Raw genomic sequence first — 18,334 nt, 5'->3', positions numbered from 1 at the left:
AGGAAATCATCTTAGAGGGTTTTTTAATGTAAAATAATTATTAATCAACCATATTCGTAACCACAATTATGGCAAGACAACCAAAAATAGATCGTTTTAACCACAACGTTCTTACTAAATATCAAATATACAATAGTATATTTATTACATTACCTTTTGATGAAATCACCAATACAGGTGTATTATTACCTCTTTTTAAGGAAGTTTGTGAAAAAGGGTATGATCAAAAGATGAACCCTACAGAGATAGTAGAAAATTTTTTTACATCTTATCAAGATGATCCTTCAAACAAGGATAAACATGATTTGTTGTTTAGATTTATCCAGTATATAGAGCGTCAGGTAGTATTATTTGATGCAATAGAAGATGCAGCGTTTCCAATCGTTAATAATATGGATGGAAGAGGTACACTAAGAAGTATTAAAGAAGAGGCGCAAGCAAAAGGACAATTAGAGGAACTAAAAGATTATTTAAGAAGGTTTAAGATTAGACCTACATTAACAGCGCATCCTACACAATTTTATCCAGGTACTGTATTAGGTATTATTCATGATCTTGATACAGCAATTAGAGATAATGATTCTCAGTTAATTAAAAGATTATTAGCACAGTTGGGTAAAACAGCGTTTTTCAAAAAAGAAAAACCTACACCATATGACGAAGCTGTTAGTCTTATATGGTATTTAGAAAATGTATTCTATCATTCTGTAGGGACTATTTATAACTATATCCAACAAGATATATTTAAAGGAGAAGATCTAGAAAATGATCTAATAAACTTAGGTTTTTGGCCTGGAGGAGATAGAGATGGAAATCCGTTTGTAACCACAGAAACAACGCTTAAAGTTGCAAAACGTTTACGTAAAACTATATTAATTAATTATTATAGAGATATGCGTAAGTTAAAACGTAGAATTACCTTTGGAAATCTACAAGATAAATTAGGGGTTTTAGAATCTGCGTTATATGATAATTTCTACTATGCAAAAACCGCAGAACCTTTATCTATAGATACGTTAATGAATGGTTTGTTAGAAGTAAGAGAAGAATTGATAAATAAGCATCAATCCTTATTTTTAGAAGAATTACAAGATTTAATTAATAAAGTAAAGATTTTTGGATTCCATTTTGGAACTTTAGATATCAGGCAAGATTCTAGAGTGCATCACGGTGTACTTACTGAGATTGTAAAGAAAACTAATGAATTAGGATTAGGTTTTTTTCCAGAAGATTACGAAACATTATCAGACGAAGAACAAATAACGGTGCTATCTAATGTAACTGGAAAATTAGATCCTTCTGTATTAGATAATGATATGGCTAGAGCTACAATAGAATCTATTTATGCAATTAAAACCATACAAGAAAATAATGGAGAACGTGGATCAAATCGTTACATAATTAGTAATAATGGTAGTGTTCTTAATGTCATGGAAGCTTTTGCTATGATTAGATTGTGTGATTGGGAAAACCCTACTGTTGATGTTATACCGTTGTTCGAAACTGTTCCAGATCTTCGTGTATCTCACCAAGTGATGGAGACATTATATAGCAACCCAGTTTATATGGAACATCTAAAAAGCCGTGGAATGAAACAAACTATTATGTTAGGTTTCTCTGATGGTACTAAGGATGGAGGATACTTGATGGCTAACTGGGGTATTTTTAAAGCTAAAGAAGCACTTACGGAGATTTCTAGAAAATATGATGTAAAAGTAATATTCTTTGATGGTCGAGGTGGTCCACCAGCTAGAGGAGGAGGAAATACTAATCAATTTTATGCATCTCTTGGTCCAACGGTCGAAGATGAACAAATTCAAATAACGGTCCAAGGACAAACCATTAGTTCTAATTTCGGAACACTAGATTCTTGTCAATATAATTTAGAACAATTGTTAGGAGCTGGAGTAGAAAATCAACTAACAGCAAACGAAGCCAATCTTTTTTCTAAAGAGAATAAAGAAACGATGCAAGAATTGGCAGATATTAGTTATCAAACCTATGTGGATTTTAAAAACCATCCTAAGTTTTTACCATATTTAGAGCATATGAGTACGCTTAAATATTATGGAAAAGCTAATATTGGTAGTCGTCCATCTAAGCGTAGTAAAAGTAGTAGTTTAGATTTTGGAGACTTAAGAGCAATACCATTTGTTGGTAGTTGGAGTCAGTTAAAACAGAATGTTCCTGGGTTTTATGGAGTTGGAACAGCTTTGAAAAAGTTTGAAGATAGAGACGAATTTGACAAAATAACAAACCTGTATAAGGAATCAGCTTTTTTTAGAGCGTTGTTAGGCAATAGTATGATGAGTTTGACTAAATCATTTTTTCAGTTAACTGCATATATGAAAGAAGATGAAGAATACGGTGCTTTTTGGAATATTATACATGATGAATATGAGCTCACTAAGCGTTTATTGTTAAAGTTAACAGGATATTCTGAGTTAATGGAGAATGAGCCAGCAGGTAAAGCTTCTATCGATATTAGAGAAAATATTGTATTACCATTACTTACAATTCAGCAATATGCATTAAAGAAAATTCAGGACATTAATAGAACTGGAAAAGATGCAGAAGATTTAGAAATTTATGAAAAAATGGTGACCCGTTCATTATTTGGAAATATTAACGCAAGTCGTAATTCTGCGTAAATCGAATTTGTAATATAAGATGCACGAAAAACTCTCCTTTACGCTATAATTTTTTTATAGCGTAAAGGAGAGTTTTTTTATAAAGTATATTTTATCTATTTATCAATAAAGTTTAAGAAGCCATAGGTAATGTGATATAAAATATGCTTCCTTCTCCAGGATTACTTTCTACGTCAATCATTCCTTTATTGAGATCAATCAGTTCTTTGCATATCCTTAACCCTAAACCAGTTCCTGTTTCTTGTTGGGTTCCGTTTGTAGTAAATGTATCTTCGGCAAATAGTTTTCTAATGTTATTAGGATCAATACCAACACCAGTATCTTTAAATCCAATTTGATAAAAATCTCCTTTTGGTTTAGAGAATAACGTTATTGAATCTCCTGGATTACAAAATTTAATAGCATTTGCCATTAAGTTTTGGGATACAATAGAAAACATATCTTTATCGGCATAGACTAGAGTGCTAGATAAGTTGTTAATTAGTTTAATGTTTTTTTGTCTTGCTTTGGGATTGAAAAACATAAATTTATTGCTAATCACTTCTGTTATATCAAAAGAAGTTGGTTTTGCATTTAATTCTTTCATTTGCGATTTAGACCAATTTAATAGATTTGTTAGCATAATAGAAGTCTGGTGGGTTCTATTGGCTAATAGAGGAATAATTTCTTTAAATTCATCTATTGATAATCCGTTTTCTTTCAAGAGATTAAGGCTTGAGTTTAATCCGTGTATTTCGTTTTTAAGGTCGTGTGAAATAATAGAAAAAAGTTTGTTTTTTACTTGATTAGATTCATCTAACTGCTTGATATATTTTTTTCTTTCTTTTCTAGCTTTTATGATATATAATAAGAAAATCGTTAGAAATATTAGAATTCCTAGTATAATGTAATTTATTATCTGATATCTAAATAACTCTTCTTCTGCCTTCAGTGCACTTTTTTCTTGCGCATCAATGAGCTTAAGTTGTTCCATTTCAGCCTTAAATCGATTTTCAGCTTGTGTTATTTTCAGGGAGGTTTGATTTTTTGAGTTACTTTCCGATAACTTTTGATATTTTTTTTGCCATTCAAAAGCACCAGCATAGTTACCTCGTACAGAATCTAATTGTGCACTATACCTATAATTTTTTAAAAGAAGGGATGGGATATTAGTTTTGATTAGTTGATTTCTTGATTTGGTAAGCATTTTTTCTGCTTTTATATGATCGTCAGTTTTTATTGCTATGTATCCTAATTGTAGATTAGAATTAATAATAGCCCTATTACATTTTGATTGGACTCCAGCGGTCATAGATGAATCATAGTACTTTTTAGCTAATTCATAATTATTTTTTTCTAAAGCTATTTTGGCTATAATTTCATAAGAAAAAGATGCACTTCGTATATTCTCATTTTTTTTGCATATTTCTAAAGCTTCATTTACATACAATCTTGCACTATCAATCATTTTTTCATTGAAATGTAATAGTGCTAGGTTGTTTAAACTGGTCCCTATTTTTGCTAACTTATATTTCTTTTTTATATCAATAGACTGTAAATAATGTTTTTTTGCCTGTGTAAATTTTCCTAGCATAGCGTAGGAATTACCAATATTATTATATGTTCTAGAAAGTCCTATAGTATCGTTTAAAAGCATATTATATTTATTTGCGTCTAATAGATAAGTAATGCTTTTTTCTAAATTTCCCTGTTCTTGCTCGATACTTGATTTATTATTATTTACCATAGCCAGTCCGCTTAAGAAATTAACTTTCTTGAAATGTATTTCGGCTTGATTATAATGCAATGTTGCTTTAACAGGCTCATCTTTTCGATTATACATATTGCCAATCTGATTATGGCAATTGGCAATACCTTTATCATATCCGATTTTTTCAGCTTTTTTTAAAAGCTTGTCTCCATATAACAAACCAAGATTAAATTCTTTTTTCCTGAATAATTGTTCAATATGCTTTGTTCCAGAATCTACAATACTAGAATCGGAAGCTTTTTTTATAGAGGGTATAATACTATCCAATTCTTTTTGTTGAGAAAAACTATGCAGAGATATAAAGACAAGGATAAATAAAAGAAATACATGGGGCTTGCTTTTCATGGTATTACAATTTTGATAAATACTAAAACAAATAGAAATTGTTTGCTACTTATTTCTTAAGCCCGAATAGATATTTATACGATAAATGACATTTTATGTCTGCAAAATACATTTTTATTTTAATTAAATAATAAAATGAAGCTATTTTCTTACAAATATTATTATAAAACTAGAATGGAAATATTTAATAATTGTTAATTAAGTACTAGAGTTTTCATTAGAAAACTTTACTAGTAATAGGATATTGTTTTCTTAGTTTTTCATAAAGTATTAATATTGTATCATAACGGCTTACAAAAAAAATGAGTCTTATTCATTCTTTTTTGTTCATACTATTTACTAATTAAAATAGTATAAATTAGTTGAGTATAAAATAGATACTATTTTAGTTTATAAAACATTCACACAAATGAATAGAATATTTATCATCTTCTCTTTTTTCTTTTTTACGATTTTTTCGTTTTCTCAAGATGTTTCTGGGGATTGGATTGGAGAAGTAAATGTTAATGGAAATAAGTTAGAAATAGCTTTTAATGTAGAAAAGGTTGCTAATGATTATGTATCAACACTTAGCATTCTAAAACAAGGATTAAGTGGTGCTAAAGCTTCAGCTACAGTTTTTACAGACTCAATAATAACTATTTCATTTTCCGATCTTAAACTAGAGTATAAGGGAAGACTTAATGATAAGATGGAGATTATTGGCAATTTTTCGCAAAGCGGTCACCCTATTCCTTTGAACCTTAAAAAAGGAACTATTACATTAAATAGACCTCAAGAACCCAAACCACCATTCAATTATCATTCTGAAAATGTAGTATTTGTTAATAAAGATGATAACGTGAAGTTAAGTGGAACTCTAACAGTACCAAAAGAGAAGAGTAATTATCCTTTGGCTATTATAGTTAGTGGTAGCGGTGCACAAAATAGAGATGGAGATATGTTTGGTCATAAACCATATTTTGTATTGGCAAATGAATTAACAAAGAACGGGATAGCTGTATTTCGTTTTGATGAAAGAGGTGTGGGCGAATCGGAAGGAGATTTTAATACGGTTACTATAGATGTCTCTGCCGCTGATGTCAAGTATGCAATAGATTTTTTAAAAGAAAGAAAGGAATTTAATAATTCTAAAATAGGACTAATAGGTCATAGTATTGGTGGTATTGTCGCTCCTAAAGTTGCCGTAGAAAGGGGTGATTTAGATTTTTTAGTTTTATTAGCTGCGCCAGGAATAAATGGAGATAAATTAATGCTTTTGCAAAAAGCTGCATTCGAAAGAAATCTTGGAATCAATGAATTACAAATTCAACAAGGTCAGAAAGTAGTAAAGGAAGCTTATGATATAGTAGTGAATTCCGACTTAGATAATATTTCATTAAAAGACAGTATTAATTCATATTACTCTAATAAATATGGGGCACTATTTCCAGAGAATCAAAGAAAAATGCTGGTAGAACAGATTACTGGTTCAGAAGTAGCTAGTTTTATTAGGTCGCAACCTGCAGTATATTTGGAAGAAATTGATATTCCTGTGTTAGCTCTAAATGGAGATAAAGATCTGCAGGTTTTAGTAAAAGAAAATTTAACCGGAATTAAAGATGCCCTTGCAAAAGGAGGTAACCAAGATGTAGAAATTGTAGCCTTAGAAAATCTAAATCATCTTTTTCAAGAATCAGAAAGTGGTTCATTAAGCGAATATGCCGAAATAGAACAGACTTTTTCTCCTAAGGCGTTAACCTTAATAATAGATTGGGTGAAAAAGAAAACAAAATAAAAAGAACCTCCTTTTATTTTGTAAAATATTAGGAATAAATAATCTAATGAACAGAAAAACTTAGTGTGACTTACGATGAAATAATAGTATATCTTAATGAGTTAAAAGACCCTGAAAAGATAATTTTCAAAGAGAAGAAATTTGGAATTGTAGCTCATAATTCCTTAGGCATATATCATAAAGATCTAAAAGAATTAGCGAAAGATATTGGAAATGGTAGAAATGATCTTGCTTTGCAGCTTTTTGATAGTAAAATATATGAAGGTAGGTTGTTGTGTAGTAAATTATTTGATCCTAATGATGTTACAGAAGAACTGATGGAGAAATGGGTAAAAACCTTTGAAAACTGGGAAATTTGTGACAGCTTCTGTATGGGACTGTTTGCTAAAAGTAAATTTGCACTGGCTAAAATAATTGATTGGACAAAGAGAAAACCCGAATTCGAAAAAAGAGCTGGTTTTACTATTATGGCTGCTTATTGTATGGCTGATAAAAAATCAGATAATGAATTGTTTGAACAATTTTTTCCAATCATTAAAAAAGAAGCAAATGATGACAGATTATATGTGAAAAAAGCAATAAATTGGGCTTTGAGAAATATTGGAAAGAGAAATATAGATTTAAATAAAAAAGCTATAAAAGTTGCTAATCAATTATTAGAATTAAAGAGCTCTTCTGCAATTTGGATAGCAAAAAATGCATTAAACGAATTGCAAAAAGAAAATGTACGAATCTCTGATTACCCAAGAAATATATATAGAACAAAGAATTAAGTTTATTAAAACCAATCAAAGACTTATTTATTAATTGATCGTTTTACTAATAAAAGCAACACCATAAATTACACAGTATTAAATATTATAGTCCTTTTTGGTGCAATACAGGGTTTTACACTATGTTTATATCTTCTTTCTAAAAGAAGAGAGAATAAAAGGGCATTTAATTATTACATATTGTTTTTATTTTCTTTGTCCTTTTACAATTTGACATATGCATTCCTGTATATGAATGTCAATTCAATAGGTTTTCTTCCTTTGACTTCTTTTCCATTTCCATATAAGTATCTTATTGGTGTGGGATTTTATTTTTATATAAAAAGCCAAATAGAAAAAAAAGCTTCCGTTGTTTCCTTTGTTGAATATCTATTGTTTATTCCCGCAATTTTGTATGGAATCTTAAGAGCTTATTGGTATGTGATGCTCCATAGTGGTATTGATGAATATATTTTTTATAGAGTATATCAAACAGGTTTTTTTCTATATAATGATTTTGTTTATCTGACGTTTAACCTAATTCTCATGATATATATCCTAGGATTTATTAATAAGAATAAAGAGATAATCAAAGGTTCTTTATCAATACGTAAAAATTGGGAATGGTTGTCCACGTTTTCCTGGATGTTTATTGTATTTATTATTCTTAATTTACTTCATCAAATTATAGCAATTCTTTTTAACCTTGAAGATAGTGGAGAATTTTATTATGTAATATTAGTTTTAAATTCTCTCTATATCTATTGGATAGGTTTTGTTGGTTTTACCAAATCTAATCTATTGTTTAAAACTTTTTACCTAAAAGATCGTAAAGAAGATGAGATAGATAGTGTATTGAAGAATAAGATAGAGTATTATATGAAGACAGAGGAAATTTTTACAAATCAAAATCTCAAAGTTTCTGATCTAGCGTCTTTATTACCAATATCAGAAAAAGAACTATCCCTATACATCCACGATACGTATCATATGTCTTTCAATGATTTTATAAATACTTATAGAATCGAAAAGGTAAAAACACTGTTGGTTTCTTCTGAAGAAAAAAAGTTTACATTATTAGCAATTGCAGAAAAATCAGGTTTTAGTTCAAAATCTTCATTTAATGCGGTATTCAAAAAGATAACAGGTTTAACACCTACTCAATATAAGAAAGAGCATACTAACTAATATGTCCAATATTTATTTCTTGGACATTATCTAGCTGTTTTCAAGGGTCTTTTTCTTTAAAAGCCTATAGTTTTGAAATCATAAAATTTTAAAACAACAGTAATGAAAAGTTTATTTTTTGGATTAATTATTAGTATTTCTGTTTTTTCTTCTAAGAGCTATAGTCAGGAGAAATCTTATTCAATAAAAGATAGTATTAATGTTTTTTACGATCAATTTTTTAATCAATTAGAAACTAATTATATATACAGGAAAACGGTTGATTGGACTCGGTTAAAACCTTATATTAAACAGCAAGCATTAAAGAGTAACACGTTCGAAGAATCTCTGAAAGTCTGTACAAACCTTTTTGATTCTATAGCTGGCGATCATATGATTCTCTTTGTAGAAAACGGAATCTATGAAAGTAATCTTAAACGTAGAATTGGGCAAGAAGATTTACATAGTAGTCTTTTAGAAACTTATGCAAAAGAGCCAAAGTTTAATGTCAGTGTAGTGAATGAACAGTATGGTTATGTTTTTGTTCCGGGAATGCTATTATTGAATGCAACGCAGGAAGAATTAAATCAGAAGGCCCAGGAGATATATGATGCTATAATAAGAATAGATAATTCAGCAAAAATAAAAGGTTGGATTATTGATTTGAGATTAAATATAGGAGGGAATTCTAATGTGATGCTAGCGGGATTATACCATTTACTGGGTGATCATACTGTATCCCTATATTTGGATGCTGATAAATATGTAAAAAGTCGTTCTGGGTTACATAATGGCGTTTTTTACGAAAATCATCAAATAATGGCTCAAGCTAAAATACTCTCCAAACCAAAACCTGAAATCCCAGTAGTTCTAATTACAGGTATAATGACAGCAAGTGCAGGGGAGTTTGTCGCTATGGGATTTAGAGGAAGAAAAAACATGTTGATTGTTGGAGAAGAAAGTTATGGATTAACTACGGCAAATGATTTGTTTGAATTACCATTTAAGACAAAAGCAGCTATAACACTTAGTTATGGGACTGATAGATCAGGGAAATTTACAAAAACAATTAGGCCAGAAAAAATGGTTGTAAAAGAAGCTAATTTTGAAGATCTATCAAAAGACAAAAATATTATAGAAGCAATTAAATTTATAGATACTAAACAATAAGAAGTGAGCTATTTCATAGAATTAACTAATCTTATAAATAACTGTTAATGCAATCAACAAATGCCCGTATAATTAGTAAATTCCGCTATTATTTTTAACTAGTTAATTTATGCAATCTTTACTTACACCAGAAGAGTATAATCCGTACTATGGGATTTTTATAGATAAATCAGAAAGTGAGAATATCGTACAAGGTTTACAACAAGGGAAAAAGAAATTTATAGAATTTGTAAATACTATTCCTAATGAAAAGTTGACATACGCTTACGAAGAAGGTAAATGGACTATTGCAGAAGTAATACAGCATATAATTGATACAGAACGCATATTTTCATATAGAGCGCTTAGGTTTGCCAGAAAGGACCAAACTCCTTTGATTGGATTTGATCAAGATGCTTATGTGCCAAACTCTAATGCAAATACATTTAGTATTGAAGATCTTATAGAGGAATTTGAGGCTGTAAGGAATAGCTCAATTACATTATATAAAAGATTTACATCAGAGATGTTAAATCAAATAGGAGAGGCGAGTGGTAGTCCTATGAGCGCTAGAGCTGCAGGTTATATACTTTCTGGTCATCAAAACCATCACGTAGAAATTATTAAAGAAAGGTATTTGTAAAAAATTATAGATGACAAAAGAAGAAGTAGCAAAGAGATATCTTTTTTTATTAGAAAAAGGTGATGTACCAAAAGTAGTAGACCTATTCACTGATGATGGTATTGTGGTATCTCCTTTATATGGCACATTATCAGCAGCTAAATTTTATAAGGATTTATCAGAAGACACGAATTCTTCTAAACTTCATTTAGATGGAATATTTTTAGAGAAAGATACTAATCGCCTTTCCTTACTTTTTGATTATGAATGGATACTTAAGAATAATGAAAAAGTGAATTTTAAAGTAGTTGATATTTTAGATCTTTCAGAAGATAATAAAATTCAAAAATTAACTATTATCTATGATACAGTTAATTCAAGAAGATTGAGAGATACTTTATAAATAAGATATACTTTTTTCTTTGATTAATGTAATGCTATAGAACTTTTATGCTATTGTTTTTTCTTAAAATAGAATTGAAATAATAAGAAAAGTTAAAGGTGTCTATATTGTTCTTTCCAGTAGTTCTACCAATAAAATTTTTAACTTCACCATTCTTTGTAACGCAGTGTATGTGAAGGGATTTAGAACCGTTTTTAGAGTTTTTTGAATCAAAAGTATCAAATGCATTAAAAGCATCAACGGCAAAAATTGTAATCCCTAGTTCTTGGGCTACTTTTATATCAAATTCAGAAACTGTTCTAATATTTTTTTTGTTTTCTTGCAATTCTTTAGGATGTCCGTGTAATTGTCCTAGAAGCATTAACCCTTCTCCTACTCGTGGAGCACTATTACTACCAACGCCATATGTGTTAATCATGATTTCTGAATTGGTCTTTAGCTCTGGTATCCAGTCTCTGACCGCAGAAACTTTTCCATTATTAACATTTAATACTATGAAAACCTGATTCTCTAAACCTTCTTCCATAGTGTCATCAGCAATTCTTTGTACTTCCATTTGTATCTGATCTTCATCAAATGTAATTACAGAACTATTTTTGTGTAATTCTTGTATACCAGGAATAGATTTGACGCCTCCTTTTTCTTCAATTACGTAGTTCCATTCTCTAATATCAATAACTCTTAAATTACTTGTTTCGGAACCATCTAATCCTAGCTCTAGTCCTGTTACACGATCGATATAATAATCTTCATAAGAGTATACTATTTCTAAAGAAAATAGGCAGATGAGTATTATGAATAAGGAATATTTGGACATTATAATAGCTATTTAAATTAAAGCTTCTATAAGTATATGTCTTAATAACCGAAAATGTTACTGCTCAAAAAATGTTCTTAACAGTTTCAATATCTAATTCATGACCGCCAGGATGTGATCTAAATTCTATTTGCGGTAATATCTCTTTTACACGTATTTTTTCAGCTTCTACTTTTTTGATTTCAAAATAAGGATCATTTTCACCTAAAATATGGGTCACTTTAGTGGTTTGGTTTAGAAAAGTGAAATCATCTTTTTTCAATTCCTTTGGAAATCCACCAGAAATCATTACAAACGCATTTGGTTGTATTTTTCTACTTGCGATCCATCTGCTAGCGATACTAACTCCTTGAGAATATCCTAAAACCACAAAATTCACAGAAGCTGGTAGTTTCTCTAATTCCATAATCGCATCTACATAATTGAGCACATTTTTAGTTTCTGTCCCAGTATTTTCTTTAGTTAACCAACTAGATCCTACTCTCTTATAATCATTGTTTTTGTAATATTTAGAAGGAGCTTGCGGAGCAATAATATAATTATCTTCAGCATCAAGACTTTGAAACAAACGGATGAAATATCTACTTAAATAGCCGATTCCATGAAAAACAAGCCAAACTGTTTTGGTTTGATCGGTTAATTCATTCAATGTATCAAATGTGTTAGTAGATTGATAGACAACCTCTTTTTGCATAATTAGTTACTTTTATAGTTCAAACCATTGATCTATTATCGGCCACAAGATATCTTGATTTTTCTTTCTAAAAAAATCAAAATGTCCAATTGTTTTTAAATTGTAATCCGAAGGTTTTAAATGTTTTCTTGTAGTAAGGGCGTTGCTGTATACTCTATCTGCCAGGATATCTACCGATTTTTTAGGAGCAAAAAGATCATCATCAATACTAATAAGTAACATAGATTCTTTTATCTTTTTATAATAAGTTTTGGAGCTACCTTTTGTAAAATGTAACATAGAATCAGGATGTAATAAAAAAACAGCCCAATCTTTTGCTGCTTTTGTGGTCAATGGTCTTCCTAGTCCAAACCAACCAGATGGATAATATCCTAAAACGGAAGTAGTGATTGGAACGAAGAATTTGAAATTTAAATATATTAAAAAACGCATTCTAGGAGTAAAATGTTTATAAAAACCAAATTGAGATCCTATGGTTATGTATTTATCATAGTATTGGAAAGCATCGCTAAAACCTACACTGTTTCCTCCATAACTATGCCCAACCATATATTGATTGTTATTTGGAAATTTCGTTTTCACATATTTAGAAACCGCATTAAAATCCATCGCCCAAGAGAAAAATCCTTGATTTTTTAAAGATTTAATGCTTTTAGAATTAGAAGAGCCAATACTGCGATAGTCAAAAGTAAATACGTTGCATCCTTTTTCTGCAAGGTAATTGGCGATATTAAAATAAAACTTTTGGGGTACTGCAACTGCTGGTGCAAATACAATAGTTTTATTAGTAGGATTTTTTGGAACAAATTCATGAGCCGAAATAGGGTATCCATCGTTAGATTGAATAGTAAATGAGTTCATAATTAAGATTTTAGTATTATTTTTTCCATTCTAGAAACAGCGTTATTAACATATTTATGGTCATTATAAATACGCATTAATAAAATTCCACCTTCCAAATCTTGAACCATTTGTTCTGCAAGTGACAAGGTTTCTTCTTTAGGATAATTAGGAGCTAATAATAGTTGTAAACCAGCGATGAAGTCTTCAAAAAAATGTTTGATTTCATCTTTATAAATAGGATTTAAATGAGCAGTTTCTAAAGCTGTATTTGCCATAATACAGCCACTATGATCGTTTTTAAACATCTTATTAATGAGTCCGTGTATTTTTTGTAATTTTTGATCGATGGTTAAGGAGTTACTTTCAATTACTTTAAATAAAGTATGTTTGAAGTAACTGTTTACCGTAGCTAGGACTTCCTTTATTAATTGCTCTTTACTGTTAAAGTAGTAGTAAAAGTGAGATTTCTGAATTTCACAAGCTTTAGCTAATTCGCTCATGCTGCTTTTGCAGATACCTCTTTCTCTAAGTATGGGGATTACTTTACTCAAGACTTCTTCTTTGGATGTTTTAGTTTTAGGCATTTTATTGAACGTTCGTTAAAATAATACATAAATATAGTTAGAATTATTTAATGCCATTGTTTATTTTTACTTAAAATTAAATTTATGAAGTTAACTGAAGAAGAGATATTGGAGCAATGTGCTAAAATGTGCAAGAATACGCTAATGGAAACATTGGATATTTCTTTTTGTGAAGTAGGTAAAGATTATTTGGTTGCAAAGATGCCTGTAACATCAAAGGTTCATCAGCCTGATGGTGTCTTACATGGTGGTGCTATGGTTGCGCTTGCAGAAAGTGTTGGTAGTGCAGCTTCTCATATTTTTTTAGATACAAAGGAGTATTATATTAGAGGATTAGAGATCTCAGCTAATCATGTAAAGAGTATAAGAGAAGGTTATGTATATGCTAGAGCCGAAATCGTGCATAAAGGAAGAACTACTCAACTTTGGGATATAAAAATACGGAATGAAGAAAAGCAATTAATTTCCATTGTAAAGTTAACGACAATAGCATTAGCAAAATCTAGGTAATATGGATATTTTGGCATTATACCTGAAAATCCAATCCCATATGGATAGTCAACTGCCATTCGTAGTATATCGAAAATCTAAAGAATTAACTATAAATTGTTTTCTGCAGAATGATAATAATTTATATGAAATAGATTCGTATAGTACAGCTGGTTTTGTTTTTTCTCCATTTGATAATAGAGAGCAAACCGTTCTAATTCCTAAAGACAAAAGTACATATTATAGTTCTTTAGTTGTATCAACAAATAAAATACCGCAGTATATTCAGAAAGATATCTTATCTACCGAACAGGATCTAGAAGCAAAAACAAAATATGTACAGCTTGTAAAAGATAGCGTACAGGTTATTAATGAAGGGCTTTTTAAAAAAGTAGTTGTTTCTAGAAGAGAAGAGGTTTCTTTTTCTAAAAAAAGTCCTTTAGAAGTTTTTAAAAGATTGATTAATTATTACCCAAATGCGTTTGTGTATTTATGGTATCATCCCGCTGTAGGAACTTGGCTTGGTGCTACACCAGAAACTCTAATGATGATAAAAGAAAATGAGTTTAGTACTATGGCTTTAGCCGGAACTCAGCCTTATGTGGATTCATTAAATGTAACATGGGGAACGAAAGAGGTTGAAGAACAAGCTATGGTTACAGATTTTGTTTTAAATAAGCTCTCATCAAAAATTCATAATATCAAAAAATCTAAAACTTATACATATAAGGCAGGTTCTTTATTACACCTTAAAACAGATATTACCGGTGTTTTAAAAAATAAAAATTCTGATATTGATTCTATTATTGAAGGGATACATCCTACACCCGCCGTATGTGGTTTGCCTAAAGAACAGGCTAGATTATTTATTTTAAACAATGAACCATATAATCGAAAGTATTATACAGGTTTTTTAGGAGAATTGTTAATCAATCACCATGGTAGTGTTGTGTCTAATCTATATGTAAATCTTAGGTGTATGGAAATAGATAAAGAGAAAGCTATTGTCTACGTCGGAGGAGGAATTACTAAAGGTTCTGTTCCAGAAAAAGAGTGGGAAGAAACTGTACGAAAGACCGAAACAATGAAAAAGGTTTTGTATTAAAATACCTTAAAAGACTGGCTTTACTTGACTCTATATTGTAATTTAGCGACTCGAATGAAGAAACGTTTATATTCCAAAATTCCTTTATCTCAAACCATAGTTGCTTTATGTGAAGCAAAAGGAATTTTCCATGTGGTAATTTCTCCCGGATCTAGAAATGCTCCTTTGACAATTGGTTTTACTGAAAACCCTAACATGAAATGCTATAGTATTGTTGATGAACGATGCGCCGCTTTTTTTGCCTTAGGAATTGCGCAACAGATAAAAAAACCTGTTGCATTAGTTTGTACTTCGGGAAGTGCATTATTAAATTATTACCCTGCAATTTCAGAGGCGTTTTATAGTGATGTACCGTTAGTAGTATTAAGTGCAGATCGACCTATTGAACGTATTGATATCGGTGATGGGCAAACGATCCGACAAAAAAATGTATTCGAAAACCATATTTTATATTCAGCCAATTTATATTCAGAAATTGTTCCTGAGATTGAAGTAGATGATATTAAAATAAAACAAAAACAGCACGAAGCTCAAAAACATAATGAGCGGGAGATCAATATAGCGCTTAATAAAGCTATAGAAGGAAATGGACCTGTTCATATTAATGTTCCTTTTTATGAACCGCTATATGATACAATTATAAAACCAACAATAGTTCCTAAGAATATTCCTGTAGAGCATATAGAACAGCGTATTTCAAATACGTTGCGGTCTAACATGTTGATGCAATGGAATGCATCTAAGCGTAAATTAGTATTGATAGGAGTGAACCCTCCTAATAGTATAGAAAAGGAGTTTATTGATTATTTGGCTAAAGATCCTTCGGTTTTAATTTTGACGGAAACAACATCTAATATTCATCATGAAACCCACGTAAATTGTATTGATCAATTAATTACGTCCTTAAGTGATGATGAATTTAAAGCTTTACAACCAGATGTTTTATTGACTTTTGGAGGTATGGTAGTTTCTAAAAGAATAAAGGCTTTTTTACGAAATTACCAACCTAAAGTTCATTGGCATATTGATCAAAAGAAAGCTTATGATACATATTTTTGCTTAACCGAGCATATAAAAATGCATCCTAATGCGTTCTTATCTGGCTTTTTACCTGATACTAAGATTGTTGATAATGAGTATAAATCTTTTTGGATAGCAAAAAGAAATCAAAGAAGAATAAGACATGAAAAGTATCTGCAAGAAATAGATTTTTCTGATCTCAAAGCATTTGAAATGATGTTTGATCTTATTCCTAATGATCAGATGATTCAACTAAGCAATAGTTCTACGGTTAGATATGCGCAATTATTTTCATTGAATCCTTCATTTAAAGTATACTGTAATCGTGGAACAAGTGGAATAGATGGAAGTACTTCTACTTCGATAGGTGCAGCAGTAGCTTCAGGCATTCCTACTACGTTAATAACAGGTGATCTTAGTTTTTTTTATGATAGTAACGGGTTGTGGAATGATTCTATTCCTTCTAATTTCAAGATTATTTTAATTAATAATAGTGGAGGAGGGATTTTTAGAATTTTACCAGGTAAATCTGAGAGTCATAATTTTAGTACTTATTTTGAAACGAAACATAGTTTAACAGCGGAACACTTGTCTACTATGTTTAATTTTAAGTATACTACTGTCCAAGGAAAGGATGAACTAGAACAAGCAATAAGAGATCTTTATAATGAGAATGATAAACCTCAAATATTAGAGGTTTTTACTCCTAGAAAAATGAATGATGGTGTTTTAATCGATTATTTTAAGCATTTTGTCTAAAAAAACAGTTTTATTATAATTTATAAATGAATTATTCATTTATAAATAAGTTATATTTGAGATAACATAATAAATTAACTAAAACCTAAAACATTATCACCTTATGAGTAAAAGAGACGAATTGATTACTAAGTACGCTGCGGATATTAAAGATAAAATTGGTCAAACTCCGGATATGGACTTTTTAACTAAAGTTACTATTGGTTGTGGGCCTTCTATTTATAATAAGGATGCTGCTACGGTATCTGGAAGTGATCCTTCAGAATTAGAAACTGTAAAGAAAAATTTCTTAATTAAAAAGTTAGGTCTTTCTGATGGACCAAAGTTAGATGAGGCAATTGCTTCTGTTATGGATGCATATGGAAAATCTAATAGAAATAAATATAGAGCAGTTGTTTATTATTTATTAGCAAAGCATTTTAAGAAAGAATCTGTATACAAATAGAATAACAGATATTAGAAAACAAAAAAGGTGTTCTTGATTGAGCACCTTTTTTTGTTTTAATATGATATATAGGAAGATTAAACAATTATCTTTGCGCAAAAATATAAAACGATGCTTAAGCTTGGTGAATATAACACGTTAGAATTTGTAAGAGAGAGAGATCAAGGTGTTTATCTTAGTGATGATGAAGGGAATGAAGTGTTATTGCCTAATAAATATGTTCCGAATCAGTTTATGATTAGAGACGAGATTAAAGTATTTCTTTACTTAGATCATGAAGAACGGATTGTTGCAACTACTTTAGAACCTTATGCCACTGTAAAATCATTTGCCTATTTAAAGTGCACTACCGTTTCTGATATTGGAGCGTTTATGGATTGGGGTTTAGAAAAAGAACTGTTTATACCTTTTAGAGAGCAAGCCTCTAAGATGAGAATCGGGAGCTGGTATCTTGTTTATGTTTATCTAGATGAGGAAACAAACAGATTAGTTGGGTCAAGTAAGACGAATGCATTTTTAGATAACTCTTTAGTCTTGTTATCTTCTTATGATGAAGTAGATTTAATTGCATCACATCCATCTCCTTATGGATGGAATATGATTGTCAATCAAAAACATTTAGGCTTAGTGTATGAAGATGAGATCTTTCAGAAAGTAACACCAGGAGATCAGTTAAAAGGATTTGTAAAAAAAGTGCGCCCTGATGGAAAGATTGATCTCACGTTACAACGACATGGGTATCGTTCTATAGAACCTAATGCTCAGCAAATACTAGATGAATTAAAGTCAAGTGGAGGATTTATTGATCTTAATGATAAGTCTGATCCTAATGATATAAAAGATGTTTTTCAATTAAGTAAAAAAAGCTTTAAGAAGGCTATTGGTTCTTTATATAAAGCAAAAAAAATAGTGATAGAAAAAGACGGTATTCGTTTAGTAGATTAGTTTCAATAATCCACTGC

Annotated in this window: 17 protein-coding genes; 12 read left to right on the top strand and 5 right to left on the bottom strand. The window is 30.2% G+C overall.

From position 1 onward, the window contains the following. Nucleotides 1-68: 68 nt before the first annotated feature. Nucleotides 69-2,651 carry a phosphoenolpyruvate carboxylase gene (locus NMK29_RS09950; protein WP_108804039.1) on the top strand — a complete coding sequence of 861 codons (2,583 nt, stop codon included), beginning with the start codon at nt 69-71 and terminating at the stop codon, nt 2,649-2,651. Nucleotides 2,652-2,763: 112 nt separating this feature from the next. Here the strand turns inward: NMK29_RS09950 and NMK29_RS09945 are convergent, their stop codons facing one another. Next, nucleotides 2,764-4,746, bottom strand: a complete 1,983-nt coding sequence (locus NMK29_RS09945) for an ATP-binding protein (protein ID WP_108804040.1) — start codon at nt 4,744-4,746, stop codon at nt 2,764-2,766. 409 nt (nt 4,747-5,155) lie between these two features. On the opposite strand from NMK29_RS09945, the gene NMK29_RS09940 reads away from it, so the two are divergent. From NMK29_RS09940 to NMK29_RS09915, 6 genes are all read left to right on the top strand, one after another. Next, nucleotides 5,156-6,523, top strand: coding sequence for a S9 family peptidase (locus NMK29_RS09940; RefSeq protein ID WP_108804041.1), 1,368 nt, complete (start codon nt 5,156-5,158; stop codon nt 6,521-6,523). A gap of 65 nt (nt 6,524-6,588) precedes the next feature. After that, a complete protein-coding gene (locus NMK29_RS09935; RefSeq protein WP_108804042.1) occupies nt 6,589-7,296 on the top strand; it encodes a DNA alkylation repair protein in 708 nt (235 codons plus the stop codon). 231 nt (nt 7,297-7,527) lie between these two features. Continuing rightward, nucleotides 7,528-8,463: an AraC family transcriptional regulator gene (locus tag NMK29_RS09930; RefSeq protein ID WP_108804043.1), complete on the top strand. Its 936-nt coding sequence runs from the start codon at nt 7,528-7,530 to the stop codon at nt 8,461-8,463. Nucleotides 8,464-8,565: 102 nt separating this feature from the next. Continuing rightward, complete coding sequence (locus NMK29_RS09925) at nt 8,566-9,612, top strand: S41 family peptidase (RefSeq protein ID WP_108804044.1); 1,047 nt, start codon at nt 8,566-8,568, stop codon at nt 9,610-9,612. A 109-nt stretch (nt 9,613-9,721) separates the two neighbouring features. Beyond that, a complete protein-coding gene (locus tag NMK29_RS09920; RefSeq protein WP_108804045.1) occupies nt 9,722-10,234 on the top strand; it encodes a DinB family protein in 513 nt (170 codons plus the stop codon). Nucleotides 10,235-10,244: 10 nt separating this feature from the next. After that, entirely contained in the window at nt 10,245-10,616 is a 372-nt protein-coding gene (locus NMK29_RS09915) for a nuclear transport factor 2 family protein (protein ID WP_108804046.1), read from the top strand. A gap of 34 nt (nt 10,617-10,650) precedes the next feature. Here the strand turns inward: NMK29_RS09915 and NMK29_RS09910 are convergent, their stop codons facing one another. The 4 genes from NMK29_RS09910 to NMK29_RS09895 form a co-directional block, all read right to left on the bottom strand. Beyond that, entirely contained in the window at nt 10,651-11,433 is a 783-nt protein-coding gene (locus NMK29_RS09910; RefSeq protein ID WP_108804047.1) for a hypothetical protein, read from the bottom strand. 64 nt (nt 11,434-11,497) lie between these two features. After that, nucleotides 11,498-12,127, bottom strand: a complete 630-nt coding sequence (locus NMK29_RS09905) for an alpha/beta hydrolase (RefSeq protein WP_108804048.1) — start codon at nt 12,125-12,127, stop codon at nt 11,498-11,500. A 12-nt stretch (nt 12,128-12,139) separates the two neighbouring features. Beyond that, nucleotides 12,140-12,988 carry an alpha/beta fold hydrolase gene (locus tag NMK29_RS09900; protein WP_108804049.1) on the bottom strand — a complete coding sequence of 283 codons (849 nt, stop codon included), beginning with the start codon at nt 12,986-12,988 and terminating at the stop codon, nt 12,140-12,142. A 2-nt stretch (nt 12,989-12,990) separates the two neighbouring features. Further along, nucleotides 12,991-13,554 carry a TetR/AcrR family transcriptional regulator gene (locus NMK29_RS09895; RefSeq protein WP_108804050.1) on the bottom strand — a complete coding sequence of 188 codons (564 nt, stop codon included), beginning with the start codon at nt 13,552-13,554 and terminating at the stop codon, nt 12,991-12,993. An 84-nt stretch (nt 13,555-13,638) separates the two neighbouring features. Between NMK29_RS09895 and NMK29_RS09890 the strand changes: the two genes are divergently transcribed. The 5 genes from NMK29_RS09890 to NMK29_RS09870 all read left to right on the top strand — a co-directional run bounded on the left by NMK29_RS09890 (nt 13,639) and on the right by NMK29_RS09870 (nt 18,317). Next, the gene (locus tag NMK29_RS09890; protein ID WP_108804051.1) at nt 13,639-14,064 is read left to right on the top strand and encodes a PaaI family thioesterase; all 426 of its coding nucleotides are present in this window, start codon (nt 13,639-13,641) and stop codon (nt 14,062-14,064) included. Nucleotide 14,065: 1 nt separating this feature from the next. After that, nucleotides 14,066-15,148: an isochorismate synthase gene (locus NMK29_RS09885; protein ID WP_108804052.1), complete on the top strand. Its 1,083-nt coding sequence runs from the start codon at nt 14,066-14,068 to the stop codon at nt 15,146-15,148. 54 nt (nt 15,149-15,202) lie between these two features. Next, nucleotides 15,203-16,927 carry a 2-succinyl-5-enolpyruvyl-6-hydroxy-3-cyclohexene-1-carboxylic-acid synthase gene (menD, locus tag NMK29_RS09880; RefSeq protein ID WP_108804053.1) on the top strand — a complete coding sequence of 575 codons (1,725 nt, stop codon included), beginning with the start codon at nt 15,203-15,205 and terminating at the stop codon, nt 16,925-16,927. Between the two features lie 103 nt (nt 16,928-17,030). Then, nucleotides 17,031-17,372, top strand: coding sequence for a DUF2853 family protein (locus tag NMK29_RS09875; protein ID WP_027391683.1), 342 nt, complete (start codon nt 17,031-17,033; stop codon nt 17,370-17,372). Between the two features lie 111 nt (nt 17,373-17,483). Beyond that, complete coding sequence (locus tag NMK29_RS09870; protein WP_108804054.1) at nt 17,484-18,317, top strand: S1 RNA-binding domain-containing protein; 834 nt, start codon at nt 17,484-17,486, stop codon at nt 18,315-18,317. The last annotated feature ends 17 nt before the right edge of the window (nt 18,318-18,334 follow it).

Source organism: Aquimarina sp. Aq107, from assembly GCF_943733665.1.
GTDB lineage: Bacteria > Bacteroidota > Bacteroidia > Flavobacteriales > Flavobacteriaceae > Aquimarina.
Note: the sequence above shows the minus strand (reverse complement) of the source record. Positions and strands in the feature narration are given on the sequence as shown.